A 15903-nucleotide genomic window follows, 5' to 3' on the forward strand; every position below is an offset into this window, starting at 1 on the left:
TAGTACAATGGATATAGTTTTAAAACTCCAATGGCTAATAGGTGACAGCCTATTAGCCATTTTGTGTATATTGACCTAGGAGGTCCTATGAAATTTGGTTTACTTGGCCGTACGTTGGGCCATAGCTTTTCCCCACGCATCCACAATGCTTTGGGAAATACTAATTATGAATTATTTGAACGAGAACCGAGCCAACTGCAAGAGTTCTTCGCAAATCCAGAATTACAAGGTATTAATATTACCTTTCCTTACAAGGTTAATGCCCTTGAGGCTTGCGATGTAGTTGACCCTCGCGCGGAACGCATTGGCTGTGTAAACACTATGGTCCGTAAAGACGGCAAATGGCATGGTTACAATACAGACTACGATGGATTTGTATTCACCCTAAAACACGCTGGTATCGATGTATCTGATAAGGAGTGCATCATCCTTGGCGATGGCGCATCTTCTGCTACCGTTCACGTGGCTCTTGAAGATCTAGGTGCTAAGAGCATCACGCATCTATCCCGTAAAACAGCTCCGCTCTATACCGATGCACCTAATTACTACGAAACAGCACAGATTATCATTAACTGCACGCCTATCGGGATGTATCCGCATAATCCGGCTAGCCTGATAGATATTATGCAATTTTCCAAATTAGAAGGCGTTGTAGATCTCATCTACAATCCGCGCCGTACCGTTTTGCTTTTACAAGCAGAAATGATGGATATTCCTCATTGTGATGGTCTACCTTTCCTCGTGGCACAAGGCGTTGAGGCAGCTAATCATTTCCAAGGTGAAAGCTTTGGCACCAAGGAAATCGAGCAAATTTTGCGAGATATGCGCCGTGAAAAGGAAAATATCATCCTCATCGGCATGCCTGGTGTTGGGAAAACAACTGTAGGCAAGGCAATCGGCAAAGAGATGGGCCGTACTTGTATTGATGTCGATCAAGAGTTAGCAAAAGAAATCGGTGATATATCCACATATATTACGGAGCAAGGGGAAGCAGCATTCCGTGAAAAAGAAGCAGAAATGATTGCAAAATTAGGCACAGAAACTGGCCTTGTCATCTCCACTGGTGGCGGCTGTGTAACAGTACCTAAAAACTATGTACATCTACGTCAAAATGGTCGTATTTACCAATTAACGCAGCCTGTAGAAAAGCTATCTACGTCAGGTCGTGTTCTCTCTAGTGGCGGTATAGAGCGCTTACGTGAACTCGAAGAAACTCGCACTCCAATGTATGAAAGCTTTGCACAATGCATCGTAGAACATAATCGTAATGCACCGGAAACAGTAGCGGCTATACTAGAAGACTTCGAAGCAAACTTATTGTAAGAGTTTATATAACGGTATTTATAAGATTGTTTCCTCTATATAAGTAAGGACTTCTACATTTTTAGAAGTGAGAGCATTTACATCTGTATTTTTAGATAAAACTAAAACTCATATCATGACATACATGATATAAACTGAAAAGCAGTAGCTATCCTCAGGGTAACTACTGCTTTTTTAGGTCTCCTATGTATTATATATATTGGTAGAAAACTACATTTGCAATTACAATGTAATTACAAATAGGATTGAGTAACTTAAATACTTTTTAACATAAAATCAACAATATAACCAAGATGTTTCAGTCATAAGCCAAAAGAATACTAGGAGAGATACTATGAAAACCGTAAACCTACAAGTCCGTATCAACGAAGATCTAAAACAAGAAGTATCTAGCATATTAAAAGCACAAGGTCTATCATACACCTCTATGCTAGATGCACTATTCCGCCAAATCATCAAAGAGCGTCGCATTCCGTTTGCCATTGCATTACCAACGGCACCTATAGATGAAACACCTACACCAAGCACACTCAACAACGGCACCTATGAACAACCACAAACTACATTAAAAGCCTCAGATCATATAGGTGCGTATGGTACACCAAGAGAAGAAAATCAAGAAATATCCTTCGATACAATCGATAAGACAGGAGTTCTTAACATCCGTATCAATCCTAAAGTTAAGACACTAACAACAGCTATTCTAAAAGAAATGGGATTAACCATGTCACAAACAGTTACACTTGTATCTAAACAAATACAATTTAATAAGGATATTCCACCTACTATCCTCCGTCCAGAATGGATTGATGCTATTAATAATGATTTCTGGACTGAAGAAGATTTAACTACAAGAATACAATTAGGGCTAAATCAAGCAGAAAAAGAAATTGGTGAACCTGCGGAAAAAATTTTTAATGAACTCCTTGAAGATTTATAAATTTGGAGAGCTGAAATATTCTATATAAAGTCATTAATAATAACATATATATTTTTTATATCCGCCCTTCAAAAATGAATATACTACAAGAAATACAAAACATATAAAAAAGTCGGCTTTCGCCGACTTTTTTAATGCACTTTTACCCGTTTATGTTGTTGTTCGTCAAATACACCATCTACATCAATAGTATCTAAAATTCGTTTTAAAGCATGCACATCGATTTGACCTGGCGCCGATGCTTTACCAGCAGAGGCAAAGGTCATGGCATTTCCAAATAGAGCACCTGCAGTGCGTGTAACAGTACCTAGTTCTCCCATTGCCATCGTAATAATTGGATCCGAAGGATACAAAGCTTTCACTTCAGCCGTTGCTTCAAGGAGCGTTAATACATCACCAGTTGTGTGGGGCATAACGGCAATCTTTGGCACATCGGCCAAGAACTCTTTCATTTGAATGAGTCGATTTACAATGACTTCACGACTCGGTGTACCATGGAAATCATGGTTACTCATGATAATAGTGATTCCATGAACCTTAGCAAACTCTATCGTTTTAAGCATTCTATCTTGATCAAAAAACAGCTCAATATCGATAGCATCCACCAATCCTGTAGGAATCAAACGCTCTAGCATTGTAAAATAATCTTGTGTAGAAATCGTTCTTTCCCCACCTTCACCTTTGGTGCGCCATGTAAAGAGCAACCCACGACCTTTCAGTTGTGGCTTGATGAGCATTAATAATTCAATAATAGCGTCAATGGAGTGGGCCCGCTCGAAATAGTCAATGCGTAGCTCCACTACGTGACACGGTGTATTACATGCGACCGCGGTGGCATCTAGAATCTCTTTCATTGTTGTGCCCACAATAGGCACGCATATTTTTGTGCCCTTTTCGCCGAGTACAGTATGACCGATACGGACCATAATAACTCCTTTCTGTCCCACACGGTGAGACTAATGACTTACCTTAAACTAACTATATACCAATATTTTTGTAAAAGCAATCAATCGGCTCATATTGAATTGCTATTCACTAAAAACGTATGAAAGCCTGCTATTATGCACTAAAACAGTATTCTTAGATTAACGATTAACATCACTTTTTCTTATACCCTAGATTAAGACCGCTTACCAATAAACGGTCTGTACCTGAAAGCCTCGTATTATAAAAAAAGCATAAAAAAGTAAAAGCCCCTTACCAATATATATTAGTAAGGAGCTTGTTAAACTCTAATTCACACACTATATTTATCATGTTGAACAGATAGTTTCCGTGATTGGAATCCCATATAGAGTAATAACAAACCTGTAATACTAAATACATAGGATATCCCAATGTAGGTAGATACAATACTTGCGAACACAGGCCCTACCATAGAACCAAATTGTTGAGCTGTCGTCGTCATACCAAACATGCGACCTCTAAAGCTTGGATCCGTATTGAGAGTTACGGCTGCACTCAAAGATGGGTTGATGCCCACAATACAAGAACCAATTAGCACTTGTAGTACACCAAACCACCAAATACCTACTGGTAAACTTTGAAGTAAGAGAACAACACCACTACCAAGCATACAGTAGGAAATGGTTCTAAAGTAGCCACGGTGCTCACCAAGGCGCACCCATAAGTTAGTCGTTAAAGAACCAGCTAAACCACCGATACTAAGAATTGTACCCGAAATGATAGCAGCCCCTTCCATAGTGCCTTGCATATCACCTACATAAAGCGCCAAGATAGGCTGTAGCATCATGATCACACATTGCATAAAGAAGAAAATCCATAAAAGTCTTACTAATACAGGTTGTTCCTGAACTACTTTAAAATCCTCTCGTAAAGAGGTAGATTTTACCGGTTTTGAGGACTGTTCATTAGAAGCTATATTTTCTACATTTAGCTTTGGCTCCTTTACAAGGAACAATACTGCCAAAGTAGCAATGAATACGGCTATACCTGAAATATAAAACACAGGACGCATACCTACAACACTTTCAACGGCACCGCCCAAAAATGGACCGACGACATTACCTAAAATTAGACCTGTTTGGAATATGCCAAGAGCGCGGCCCACCTGTTTTTCATCCACACTGAGGGAGACCATGGTCATCGCCGCAGGATAAAAGCCGTTAGCAAAACCTACTAAAGCACGGCCCATCAACAATTGGTACTGATCCGTTACCATACCGATGAGAACATAACAAAAGGCAATTGCGAAACCAGCTCGTAGAGCCATCCGTTTCTTGCCCTTATTATCTGCAATTTTCCCCCAAATTGGCGCCATAATGCCAGCGATTAGGAATGTAATACCAAAGACGAGACCAGACCAAAGTGCCACATCATCCTTAGGAACACCGAGTTCCAACAGATATATTGGCAGAAAAGGAATTATCATTGTATAACATATGGCTAGCACCGTCATACTAGCTGTAATAATCCATACATTGCGCATGCCGCCTCGATCATCATATACACTTGTACTCATAGTACCCTCCCTTCCGCATAAAATCGTTTAGATAAACTAATATACACATAAATCACTTTTAATTACAGTTCCATTTAAATTACAGTTCTACTTAGATTTCAATCTAGGTTACTATTCATAAGATGTTATTACATTTTAATTTCATATATAAAGAAGAGCCGCATACGAAACGCGACTCTTTCCATAAAAACTAACTTAAAAGATAGCTATACAATGTAGTAATTCGCAAAAATTGCTCATACAAAAACTTTAAAAGCTATCAATTATTCCGTTGGAAATTTGTGATCCATTACATCTTGCAAGGAAACATGTTCCATAACATGTCGGAACTCATCTTGTAAATACTGCCACAATGGAGCTGTCAAGCAGTCATTAAACATAGGACACGGTTCTACATCATCTTCTAAACAAGACACGAGAGCAATGGAGTCCTCTGCGGCATATAAAATTTCATATACATTGTATTCAGATGGATCTTTCACCAAACGATATCCACCGTATTTGCCACGTCCACTTTTAACGAGGCCCGCGGAGGATAGACGAGATACAATCCCCTCTAAGTATTTATCGGAAAATCCTTGGCGTTCTGCGATCTCACGAATCGGTACATTTTTTTCTACCCCATGTTCTGCAATATCCGCCAATATCCGTAAGGCATAACGCCCCTTTGTAGATATTTTCATAAGTTAACCTCTATATCATTCATAATATATTAATAGTATATCACAAATTCATACAAAAAATGGTGGGAAATATGATACACTATACATATATCGAAATATCTTTATTTAGGTATGATTTTAATTTCATATAGGGAGGATTTTATCTAATGTTAGATAAATTATTTCAACTCAGTGAACGTGGTACAACCGTTAAAACAGAAATTTTAGCAGGTATCACTACGTTTATCACGATGGCGTACATCCTATTCTTGGCGCCAAACATTCTTAGTCTTGCAGGTATGGATAAGGATGCGGTCCTCATTGCCACAGCCTTAGGTGGAGGTCTTGTGACGATTGCTATGGGTTTATTCGTAAACTACCCAATTGCTCTCGCTCCAGGAGTTGGCCTCTTGGCATTTTACTCCTTTACTGTAGTTCTCGGTATGGGCGTATCTTGGCAAACAGCATTAGGTGCGGTATTCATTTCAGGTCTCGTATTCCTCGTATTAACACTTACGTCGGTGCGACAAATGATTGTTGAAGGCATCCCTACCTCCATGAAAATTGCCATTACCGTTGGTATCGGTCTCTTCATTTCTATCATCGGTTTGAAGTTATCCGGCTTGATGGCCATCTCCATTAGTTTGTCTCCAAACTCCTTAGGTCAGGTTGTACAGACACATGGTAATTTAGTCCCTCCAGCATCTGAGGCACTCTTAACGCTTGGTAATTTGCACAGTGGTGAAACATTGTTAGCACTATTCAGCCTCATCTTTACAGCTTTATTGATGGCTCGCAAAATTCAAGGTTCCCTCTTGATTGGCGTTTTAGTAACAACAATCATCTCCTATGCGACAGGCCTTTCCACAATGCCTGAGAACTTCACCGTATTGGCTATTCCTGATTTCTCCAAAGCAGCATTCCTGCAATTAGATATTCCTGGTGCTCTTCACATGGGCTTAATTACGATTATCTTCTCCTTCACATTTGTAGAATTATTCGACTCTATGGGCACTTTGATTGGTACCGCTACAGAGGCGAAAATCGCAGATCCTAAATCTGGTAAATTCCCAGGTCTTGGGAAAGCCATGACCGTAGATGCTATCGGTGTTAGTGCCGGTGCATTGCTCGGTACTTCTACAATTACGGCTTTCGTTGAAAGTGCGGCAGGTGTAGGGGCTGGTGGCCGTACAGGTTTAACAGCTGTCACAACAGGCGTACTTTTCTTAATTTGCTTATTCTTGGCTCCATTGGTATCCTTGGTTCCAAATGCAGCCACATCTCCTGTTCTTATCATCGTAGGTGCCCTCATGTTAGGTGCCATTCGCAATATTGACTTCGATGATTGGACAGAAGGCTTCCCTGCATTCCTCGTTATCGTATTGATGCCGTTCACATACAGCATCGCTAACGGTATCTCTGCAGGTCTCATTGCATACCCTCTACTCAAAATCATTGCAGGCCGTGCAAAAGAAGTTAACTGGATTATGTACGTATTGGCGGTTCTCGTTATTATTCGCTACGTATTCTTCTAATTAACGTATACCCATAATGATGCTATTAGTGAAAGCTACTTTATATTCGATAGCTATAAAATCACTAATACGCTACAAACCCAAAATATATATTACTATACTAAAAGAACCTATCTCCAAAAATATTACCCTAATATCTAGGAAATAGGTTCTTTTTATTATATACTCTTTTACTAAACGCTAACGTCGTATGACATCACCGAATCGTACTATAGAGTCTTATTAGGGTTTAGTATTAACGAATCGTTTTTACACCGATTAAGTCTGTACGACTTAAATCAATATTTTTTAATGGTACTACATGATCTTTATAAAACTCTGCTTCAGATACTTTTACAGGCACTTGGAAAAACAAGAAATATGCCATGTTATCTTTGCTCCACGCAATACTGCGTACTAAGCCCTTATCTACATTACCTGTATACTGCACATCACCGGTTGGCGTAGAGTCAATCCACTGTACGTCATGGTATTCCGTTGGAACATATTCTTTAGGCCATACCGTATCCATAGAGTAGCTCATGCGAAAGACCATCGTATGATTTACCCAACGCCCGCTGCGTTCTTGATATTCTTGACCTTGCTTCCAATATACAGTTTCTAATACATCATTATCATAAAAATGTGTAGCATAGTATGTATAGCCAAGAGGCAAGTAACTTGGTACAGATACGTTATAGGACAGCTTACGAGATGCATCAATTACACCGCTAGGTAAGCCGATGGATTTACTCGTAAGTATAGGCCACTCAGAATTCGTATGTGTACGCAATGGCAGCCCAATAGATTCAAAATAAGGTCTATCTTGTTCTCCATTTTGTTTAAAACTTTGCGCATTATTGCCTTTAACATTTTGCTTATCATTTCGGTCACCACGTAATCTAGTATCATCAGAAGCCACATTACTTAACGACCCTACTGAATCTACAATTTTGCTTACATAGTTTTGGTTTCTTGAGGAAGCAAAGTAGAGCATATAAACTTTGTTATCTTTTTCCCAATAAGCAATTTGAACAGAATCGTTGCTAGAGCCTAACGTATGTACAGAGATTCCATTAGGGGTAGTAAAGCTAACGACATCATCAGCATTGTATTTTGTCTTTTCCAATATAGGCTTTACTACGGTATCGATAGCCCACCCCATACGATACACAATATCTGTATTAGAGAAGGTTAATTTCTGACCATATTCTCCATTATGGCCCGTTTCCGTATACACGATTTCTAATACGTCATGATCTCTTGACTTTACATCGCGTACTGCATAGTCTTCAGGCATATAAGATGGAATCTGTAAATCATATCCAAAATAATTTGTACTGGCGTCAACATTAAGCAGTACTATATCACCATTATCAATTTGATCATACCACCGATAGCGATTCACTAGCTCTTTATTCTTTTCCACTGTGTCAGTGGTAACAGTATTTCCATTTTCATCCACTAAAGGGGATAACGCACTAGCTGATTGTACTCCAAAGCTACTTAACACAGCAGCTAGTATTCCCATTGCTAATAATGATTTTGTTGTTTTCAATCTCATAATTTCTGCTCTCTCTAAATTTAGATATTTATAAGTATATATTACCGAAGTAATCATTTATCTATTACATTTTTTAACTCAGATCACTGACTTTCAAGAGTATTACGTACCATTAATAAATCACACCAGTCTATGCTTTCATAGGCACTACATGTTCCTCTTTTATTTCTTCAATTGTTTTAGGTGTTGTCGGATAGTTACCAACTAGTTCATAACGAGAGCTATCAATACTCTTCAACGGTACTACATGCTCTTTATAGAATTCCGCATCAGCCTCTTTCACCCGTTCTAAGAAGAATAGAGAATAAGCCATCCCATCCTTCGTCCACGAAATGCTGCGAACCATATGTGTTTCAGGATCACCTGTAAAATAAACCTCACTAGAATCACCTGATTTAGACCATTCAATATCGCCGTACTCAGATGGAACATATGGTATATCTCTTACGGTATCTAAGGAATATCCCATTCTATAGGCCATAATACTATCTATATATTTTTTCCCATCCCGATAGATAGTCACACCTTTTTTGTAATATACAACCTCTAATACATCATTTCGATCTTGACGTGCTGTATAAAGCTGATAACCATAAGGTATATAACTAGGCGCCTTGACCTCATACGGCAGTTGCTGTGCAGCTTCTACTATTCCTTTCCAATTACGAGCCCCTTCTTGAGTTTTCATAGGCCACTCTAATAAAGACTTTCTTGGTAATGCTTTGATTGCTGAATCAGGATGAACTCTAGGCATATCATTTGTAACAGTAGCGGAAACACCAACATTATCGGTAGATATTGAATCATTAACAACATCAGCTGAAACATATCCTGCAGACAATAAACCTACAGCCATAGCAGATAATACGGACTTAAATAGAAGCTTCTTCATGATCTCTCCTTTTATAAAAACTTGATATATACTTTACACATATAATGATATATTTTCTTATTTATATCAAAAACATGCCACCTATTCTGTTGCCCTAGCTACTTCACAAAACTTTTATCTTTCCTATTGTGAAAGTATAGTTATGAGCCATTAGCTGCTTTAATTCTAACTAGTTATACATAATAAAACATCCTACTAAACGCTATATTACAATAGAGTTCAATAGGATGTTTTATCATTATTTAGTTAATGGAGGCATAATAATATCTTGTTCAAACTGTCTTCGTCTTTTTGCAGTATAGTCTACAACCTTAATTTGAACTACGCCCACAGAGTTTACCATGGCATCGGTAAAGGTTAATTCTCGACCAGTCTGATGCTTCATCAACACTTGTAAACCATGAACTTTTTCATCAACACGCTCTAAGTAGGTAGCCTCTCCTCGGCCCATCACACTAGAATAAACCGAGCTATATTTACAAGGAATATCTCCACCTGATACGAGGGCCTCATCATTACCGTCAATTTCGATAAATACATGGGGGTTCACTTTAATCAAATTAAACTTCTTCCCCTCATGATAGCCATGTACATAGATGTAGAGTATATCATCTACAATTTCATAACCGAAATGTAAAGGTACCACGTAAGGATAATCACCATCCATCATACCTAAGTGAATGATGCGAGTGCTATTTAAAATGCCCTTAATTTCATCTATATTTGTAACCATACGATCTTGACGTCTCATAATAGCCTCCACAAGAATCAGAAAATTAATACACCTTACTCTTCATGTAATCTGCCAAGAAGATGTTTAAATTGAGCTTCATCACTCTTTAGCTTTCCGAAAAAGACTTCATCAATTTCTTCAACTAATGGAACTGCTTTTTGTAATATTGCACCGCCCTCTTCATTTAAAAGAACAGCTTTCGCACGTGTATCTCTAGAGTGCTCTTTTCGCTCTACAAAACCACGTTTTTCCAATAAGCTCAATATTTGAGATACCGTCATAACATCTATCCCTGAAAGTTTTGAAATCATAACTTGTGTAACTTCGTTATCATGTTGTGACAGATAAGCAAGAGACGCTAAAACAACAAATTGAGGATGTGTTAAGTTCAACTCTTTTAACGCTTGTTTTATAGTAAAATGCCATTTATTGTACACCCTCATGAACAATAATCCTGTTGATTTTTCTGAATTGTCTTTATATTTTGATGTAAACAAACAGCAATCACCTTATCTTTCTAAACAATTTTTTAGAATAAATATAGATTGAGGAACATCCGAAAAAACTTGACTTAAAAATTCCAAATGTTGCTTATCTTCACTTTCTAAACTTACAGTATGTTTTACATTTACACTTCCGTCATGATTATCAATTATTTGATGTCCGAAAAGAATAGCACCAAATGGAGTTTCAGTCTTATCCCAAAACTCTTCAAAAGGTTTTACAAGAGTAAGTTGATATTCCATAGGTGGTATACCTTCAAGCTCCATTGTACCACATGAACCGGTCTCAAATTTACCGTTTAATGTAATATTTTTTAGATCCTCTTCCCAGTCATACCATTTTTCGATATTCGCATAGTACGCCCACACAGCTTCTTTTGTTGCTTTTATTTTCAAACTAAAACTAAATTCCATTTTATATCCTCCTTTTATTATAAGTGTACTTATTATAAATTATTTTATATTATTCGTCAATAAACTTCATAAAAAAAGAATATTCTTTGCTTTTATCAATATAAGGATATACTCTATCAGAAAATCATATCATCTTTTGTCTACTGTAAAAATACATTTGACTTTTTAGAATAGATACTGTATTATAAAAAAATAGTTTTAAAGATTCTATAGATTGTTAAAGCTGTGGTAATCTATAGCCTTTATGTTTATAGATAGTTTGTAGAAAAGAGGTCTTTATTATGTCTGATACTCATCAGTTAAAACGGGGTCTTAAGAACAGGCATGTACAGTTGCTCGCTATCGGCGGTGCTATTGGTACAGGTTTATTCTTAGGCTCCGGCCGCGCCATTCACTTGGCTGGTCCATCCATTATATTCGCCTACCTAATAACAGGTGTTATTTGCTTCTTTATTATGAGAGCACTAGGCGAATTACTGTTATCTAACCTAAACCACCACTCTTTTATCGACTTTGTAGAAGATTACTTAGGGGATCGAGCAGCATTTATCACGGGATGGACATACTGGTTTTGCTGGCTTTCACTAGCCATGGCAGACTTAACGGCCGTAGGCCTCTACATGCAGTACTGGATACCGTGGCTACCCCAATGGATACCCGCCTTACTCGTTTTAATCGTCTTGTTGTTAATGAACTTGATAGCTGTAAAACATTTCGGCGAAATGGAATTCTGGTTTGCCTTGATTAAGGTAATCGCTATTATCTCTCTTATCATCATCGGTATCATCATGATTGTTACAGGTTTTACTACAGATGCTGGCGTCGCCGCCTTTAGTAATATGTGGAATTACGGAGGATGGTTTCCGAATGGAACGATGGGCTTTATCCTATCATTCCAAATGGTTGTATTTGCTTTCACAGGCATAGAACTCGTAGGTTTAACGGCTGGCGAAACAGAAGATCCTGAAAAGGTTATTCCAATGGCCATAAACAATATTCCATTGCGTATTATTTTATTCTATGTAGGCTCTTTAGCCATCATCATGAGTATTTACCCTTGGACTGCCGTTAACCCTGCTGCAAGTCCATTTGTGGCTGTATTTACCGCCGTTGGTATTACAGCCGCTGCAGGTATCGTAAACTTCGTTGTTCTTACCTCTGCAGCATCTGCTACAAACTCCGGTATCTTCAGTACTGGTCGTATGATTTACGCCTTGGCAAAACGCGGTCACGCCCCGAGTTCGATGCGCCGCTTGACTCACAGCAGTGTGCCATACCAAGCAACGATTTTCTCGGCAGCCGTATTATTGATTACGGTTGTACTCAACTACGTAATGCCTGAAGCAGTATTCGTTATGATTACATCAATCTCTACGTTCTGCTTTATCTTTATTTGGGCCATGATGGTTATTTGCCATCTCAAATATCGCAAAAAAAATCCTGATGTAGTGGCACAGTCTAAATTTAAAATGCCTCTATACCCAGTAATGAATTACGTTATCCTCGCGTTCTTCGTTTTCGTTTTAGCCATTCTAGCCTTAAACGAAGATACGCGAATTGCCCTCTTGTTCACACCAATTTGGTTTATTATTCTTTGGGCCTTCTACTCCATGCTTAACACGGACGATGAAGATGCCCTTGGGGAAGAACTCATCGAAATGGCAGGCGTAAAAGAACTTTACAAAAAACCTAAAAAAGACGATTCCGATGATTACGTAATCTAACAAAAAAGCTCGTGCTATGCACGAGCTTTTCTTTTACTTCATTGACGGGAAGTTTTGTTGTTCATATTGTTGTAGATATGCTGGTAAGTTACTTGTATCTTCATTGTAATTAAAGATAGTCTTAATGCGATAGCCTTCTTGAGTGATTATGATATCAATAGAGGATGGTACTTCTTGACCATTCTGTTGCAAATGGTGAACTAATTCTTGCAATGCCTCTATTTGACGTAAAGAACCTGCCATATATTTACCCTTGGATAGGCCTGTATTTCTAATGACTTGACCATTATATACTTGCCCTCTATTATCTTTGTAATAGAAGCGCACAGCATCCTTATCCCCCGCAGGAACTGCTTTAATATAAATAATCTTCCAATTCTTCTTAATCATCACTTTTGTAGCTTGTGCTAAATTATTAGACAAACGTCGTGTTTCTTGATTAGTAGATTTAGATACACCATTAACCTGTTGAATTTCATCATTCATAGGCATTTCAATAGGTGTCATTACTGGATCTTGTTCTACCTTTTTTGCATCTACAGGCTGAATCGCAAACACGCCAACAACCGCCATTACAGCTAATGAGGTAAGAGCAATTTTTTTCATTCCACCTCTCCTTAGAGAATTTATCAACACAAATTACATTTTATACAACACATTATATTATATTCATTTAACTATATATTATCAAGTTAATTTGATTTTTCAGTATTTACCTTCTTAATTATTTGATTCCATTGTTCGAAAAGTTCAGTATTATAATTCATATCCATATATTTTATATTGAAAGAAGTTATAGATTTTAGATTATCATAACTTTCCATTCTATTAGTCTTAACATTCCAAAACAACATCATATTTTCATATATAGGAATACCATAATACTGTTCAGCTTTAAAAAAATCAAAAGGTAAATTCAAATTTGGTTTCGCATATATAAGAGGAGTAACCGTGAGCAAATAAGTATCTCCTACCTTACCATTTATATATAATTCTCTAGGAATAAGAGAATCTAATATTACTTTATCATTTTTAATACCATGTTTACTTTCGTTCTTTTGTTGAACCAAACGTGGGTCTGTATCAACTATTTTAGTAGCAGATAAAGTAGCATCTAAAATATATTTCCCCTCCCTATTAGAGGCTATAATATTACCATTGATATAGTCTAATGAAGCAGAAAACTTATCAAAGTCATATCCTATAACATTAGCAGTCAAAGATGTATCAGTGACCCTCAAAATCAAAAGCGGATATAAATTCATATTAGAAATAGTATCATTAGAGCGTGCAAGCAGATATAATTCATCATTAACGATAAGATAATCAAAAATATAACAGTTATATTTTTTCATAATAGGTAATACATCAATGGCATAAGATTCAGGGTAATTACTTGCATTTATAACTGTTAAGATTGCATTAGGATTACGATTAATATCAACTGTAATATCCTTTTCTAAAATTATCCCTTGTTTTGGTAAAATACATTTCTCATTTCTCGTACCATTGAGGTGTAAGGCACACAAAATAAGAATAAGGATAATTAAAAGACTTACAATATAATGTTTCTTTATCCATTGCAACATAGGACCACCTCTCTCTTACCTATAGTATAACTAAATCTGTCGACTAATAAAAGAAAAGGCTTCTACCGATTCTTGACCGATTATATTCGGTCAATTACTGGTAAAAGCCTTTAATTTTATAATATTAGTTATGAAATTATCCCATATAGTAAAGAGATATACTTAGAAGTTTCTATTCGCTTAGATATCTAAAATCAATATTACTAAACTAGTTACTAAAATCCGTATCCACAATGGCGAATTGTGTATAGTCAGGGTACCGTTTTTGCATTTCTGTCTTGATTTTTTCTAATGTACTATGTGGATCTTCTTCGTCAAAATCAAAGATAATATCGTAGTAGATAACCTTCTTTTCTTCTTGTACGTAGAAGGCATGTACTTGTACTACATGTGTATATAAACTAATAACTTGATCAAGAGCCTTTCTAATTTCAAGTACTTCTACACTTGGTTTATTTTCAGCATATACACCAACAGTCATATTGATGCCAAACTTTTTATAAAGATGAACCGCAATGCCCTTTGTTAATGGATGAACTTCTGCCATTGTCATAGAATCTGGTACAGAAATATGAACGGAACCAATTGTTTCTCCCGGACCATAGCTATTTAATACCAAGTCATATACACCACCCACATTTGGATGCTGTGCAATAGTTTCTTTAATATTACGGATTAAATTATCATCTGCTCGAATACCAAGCAAATGATTGTACATTTCACGTAAAATATCATACGCTGCTTTTAAAATCAAAACAGAAATAACAGCGCCCACATAACCTTGAATATCAAAGTTAAAGAAAAATACTAAGCCTGCAGATACCAATGTAGCAAAGGTAATCACTGCATCAAAAAGGGCATCTATACCAGATGCTACGAGTGCATCGGATTTATATTTCTCACCTTGTGCCTTGATATAACGACCCATCACTACTTTCACAACGATGGCAACAGCGATGATAACAAGACCTGGAATATCAAATGTAGATACCTCAGGATGGATAATTTTTTCCACAGATTCCTTAAGGGATCCAATACCAGCACCGAGAATGATGAAAGCTATAGCCATGGTAGTCATATATTCTATACGACCGTGGCCAAATGGATGCTCCTTATCAGCCCCTTTGGCGGCTAATTTTGTACCCACAATAGTTAATACAGAGGACAATACGTCTGTTAAGTTATTTACCGCATCAAGGATAATGGCGATGGAATTAGACGCAAGGCCCACAATCATTTTAAAAATAACGAGAACGACATTACCTATAATGCCTTTTATACTGGCAAGCGTAATCCCCCGATTACGTGCTGCACTATTATCTTGTAAAATCATACTACACCTCTTACATTCTGATTTATAGTTTTTAAATTGAACTATATCGATTTACTTATAATCCTATTATAGCTTATCGATTATCATTTGTCATTATTTTTCTTGAAAAATATTTTTAAACTTATTGATTTCGCTGAGTTATCAATAATTCTCATTTCTCAATTAGAGTATTTTAGGTATTGTGACTTCACAATATATAATACAGACCTATTATCAAACCAGTACTTAGG

15 protein-coding genes are annotated in these 15903 nt (G+C 37.1%); 4 read left to right on the plus strand and 11 right to left on the minus strand.

Annotation, left to right across the window (positions count from 1 at the left end):
- Nucleotides 1–87 precede the first annotated feature (87 nt).
- On the plus strand, nt 88–1323 hold the full coding sequence (locus B1A77_RS01335; RefSeq protein WP_077707673.1) for a shikimate kinase: 1236 nt from the start codon (nt 88–90) through the stop codon (nt 1321–1323).
- Nucleotides 1324–1657: 334 nt separating this feature from the next.
- On the plus strand, nt 1658–2263 hold the full coding sequence (locus B1A77_RS01340) for a type II toxin-antitoxin system RelB/DinJ family antitoxin (RefSeq protein ID WP_004694948.1): 606 nt from the start codon (nt 1658–1660) through the stop codon (nt 2261–2263).
- 131 nt (nt 2264–2394) lie between these two features.
- On the opposite strand, the gene aroD is transcribed toward B1A77_RS01340, so the two are convergent.
- The 3 genes from aroD to B1A77_RS01360 form a co-directional block, all read right to left on the minus strand.
- A complete protein-coding gene (gene aroD / locus B1A77_RS01350) occupies nt 2395–3189 on the minus strand; it encodes a type I 3-dehydroquinate dehydratase (protein WP_077707674.1) in 795 nt (264 codons plus the stop codon).
- Nucleotides 3190–3500: 311 nt separating this feature from the next.
- Complete coding sequence (locus B1A77_RS01355; protein ID WP_077707675.1) at nt 3501–4745, minus strand: MFS transporter; 1245 nt, start codon at nt 4743–4745, stop codon at nt 3501–3503.
- A 263-nt stretch (nt 4746–5008) separates the two neighbouring features.
- Complete coding sequence (locus B1A77_RS01360) at nt 5009–5428, minus strand: RrF2 family transcriptional regulator (protein ID WP_008602288.1); 420 nt, start codon at nt 5426–5428, stop codon at nt 5009–5011.
- Between the two features lie 146 nt (nt 5429–5574).
- Between B1A77_RS01360 and B1A77_RS01365 the strand changes: the two genes are divergently transcribed.
- Nucleotides 5575–6942 (plus strand): NCS2 family permease, encoded by a 1368-nt coding sequence (locus B1A77_RS01365; protein ID WP_077707676.1) that lies wholly within the window; start codon nt 5575–5577, stop codon nt 6940–6942.
- 235 nt (nt 6943–7177) lie between these two features.
- Here B1A77_RS01365 and B1A77_RS01370 read toward each other — a convergent pair whose 3' ends face one another.
- The 5 genes from B1A77_RS01370 to B1A77_RS01390 all read right to left on the minus strand — a co-directional run bounded on the left by B1A77_RS01370 (nt 7178) and on the right by B1A77_RS01390 (nt 11027).
- Nucleotides 7178–8485, minus strand: coding sequence for a hypothetical protein (locus B1A77_RS01370; protein ID WP_077707677.1), 1308 nt, complete (start codon nt 8483–8485; stop codon nt 7178–7180).
- Between the two features lie 130 nt (nt 8486–8615).
- Nucleotides 8616–9377, minus strand: a complete 762-nt coding sequence (locus tag B1A77_RS01375; RefSeq protein ID WP_077707678.1) for a hypothetical protein — start codon at nt 9375–9377, stop codon at nt 8616–8618.
- 238 nt (nt 9378–9615) lie between these two features.
- Nucleotides 9616–10128: a pyridoxamine 5'-phosphate oxidase family protein gene (locus B1A77_RS01380; protein WP_077707679.1), complete on the minus strand. Its 513-nt coding sequence runs from the start codon at nt 10126–10128 to the stop codon at nt 9616–9618.
- Nucleotides 10129–10163: 35 nt separating this feature from the next.
- A complete protein-coding gene (locus B1A77_RS01385; protein ID WP_237301779.1) occupies nt 10164–10553 on the minus strand; it encodes a MarR family winged helix-turn-helix transcriptional regulator in 390 nt (129 codons plus the stop codon).
- A 66-nt stretch (nt 10554–10619) separates the two neighbouring features.
- Nucleotides 10620–11027 carry an SRPBCC family protein gene (locus B1A77_RS01390; protein ID WP_004694930.1) on the minus strand — a complete coding sequence of 136 codons (408 nt, stop codon included), beginning with the start codon at nt 11025–11027 and terminating at the stop codon, nt 10620–10622.
- Nucleotides 11028–11308: 281 nt separating this feature from the next.
- Between B1A77_RS01390 and B1A77_RS01395 the strand changes: the two genes are divergently transcribed.
- Entirely contained in the window at nt 11309–12751 is a 1443-nt protein-coding gene (locus B1A77_RS01395) for an amino acid permease (RefSeq protein ID WP_077707681.1), read from the plus strand.
- 33 nt (nt 12752–12784) lie between these two features.
- Here B1A77_RS01395 and B1A77_RS01400 read toward each other — a convergent pair whose 3' ends face one another.
- The 3 genes from B1A77_RS01400 to B1A77_RS01410 form a co-directional block, all read right to left on the minus strand.
- Nucleotides 12785–13357, minus strand: a complete 573-nt coding sequence (locus tag B1A77_RS01400) for an immunity protein YezG family protein (RefSeq protein ID WP_004694926.1) — start codon at nt 13355–13357, stop codon at nt 12785–12787.
- 86 nt (nt 13358–13443) lie between these two features.
- Entirely contained in the window at nt 13444–14340 is an 897-nt protein-coding gene (locus B1A77_RS01405; RefSeq protein ID WP_077707682.1) for a hypothetical protein, read from the minus strand.
- 208 nt (nt 14341–14548) lie between these two features.
- Nucleotides 14549–15673, minus strand: a complete 1125-nt coding sequence (locus B1A77_RS01410; RefSeq protein ID WP_004698103.1) for a cation diffusion facilitator family transporter — start codon at nt 15671–15673, stop codon at nt 14549–14551.
- Between the last annotated feature and the right edge of the window lie 230 nt (nt 15674–15903).

Origin of the sequence: Veillonella parvula, assembly GCF_002005185.1 — a bacterium.
GTDB lineage: Bacteria > Bacillota > Negativicutes > Veillonellales > Veillonellaceae > Veillonella > Veillonella parvula_M.

What these genes read in the sequence shown, in the direction of transcription:
- B1A77_RS01335 (WP_077707673.1), top strand. Translation starts at nt 88, where the DNA reads ATGAAATTTGGTTTACTTGGCCGTACGTTGGGCCATAGCTTTTCCCCA.
- B1A77_RS01355 (WP_077707675.1), bottom strand. Translation starts at nt 4,745, where the DNA reads ATGAGTACAAGTGTATATGATGATCGAGGCGGCATGCGCAATGTATGG.
- B1A77_RS01405 (WP_077707682.1), bottom strand. Translation starts at nt 14,340, where the DNA reads ATGTTGCAATGGATAAAGAAACATTATATTGTAAGTCTTTTAATTATC.
- B1A77_RS01340 (WP_004694948.1), top strand. Translation starts at nt 1,658, where the DNA reads ATGAAAACCGTAAACCTACAAGTCCGTATCAACGAAGATCTAAAACAA.
- B1A77_RS01375 (WP_077707678.1), bottom strand. Translation starts at nt 9,377, where the DNA reads ATGAAGAAGCTTCTATTTAAGTCCGTATTATCTGCTATGGCTGTAGGT.
- B1A77_RS01360 (WP_008602288.1), bottom strand. Translation starts at nt 5,428, where the DNA reads ATGAAAATATCTACAAAGGGGCGTTATGCCTTACGGATATTGGCGGAT.
- B1A77_RS01370 (WP_077707677.1), bottom strand. Translation starts at nt 8,485, where the DNA reads ATGAGATTGAAAACAACAAAATCATTATTAGCAATGGGAATACTAGCT.
- B1A77_RS01400 (WP_004694926.1), bottom strand. Translation starts at nt 13,357, where the DNA reads ATGAAAAAAATTGCTCTTACCTCATTAGCTGTAATGGCGGTTGTTGGC.
- B1A77_RS01380 (WP_077707679.1), bottom strand. Translation starts at nt 10,128, where the DNA reads ATGAGACGTCAAGATCGTATGGTTACAAATATAGATGAAATTAAGGGC.
- B1A77_RS01410 (WP_004698103.1), bottom strand. Translation starts at nt 15,673, where the DNA reads ATGATTTTACAAGATAATAGTGCAGCACGTAATCGGGGGATTACGCTT.
- B1A77_RS01390 (WP_004694930.1), bottom strand. Translation starts at nt 11,027, where the DNA reads ATGGAATTTAGTTTTAGTTTGAAAATAAAAGCAACAAAAGAAGCTGTG.
- B1A77_RS01365 (WP_077707676.1), top strand. Translation starts at nt 5,575, where the DNA reads ATGTTAGATAAATTATTTCAACTCAGTGAACGTGGTACAACCGTTAAA.
- B1A77_RS01385 (WP_237301779.1), bottom strand. Translation starts at nt 10,553, where the DNA reads ATGAGGGTGTACAATAAATGGCATTTTACTATAAAACAAGCGTTAAAA.
- B1A77_RS01395 (WP_077707681.1), top strand. Translation starts at nt 11,309, where the DNA reads ATGTCTGATACTCATCAGTTAAAACGGGGTCTTAAGAACAGGCATGTA.
- aroD (WP_077707674.1), bottom strand. Translation starts at nt 3,189, where the DNA reads ATGGTCCGTATCGGTCATACTGTACTCGGCGAAAAGGGCACAAAAATA.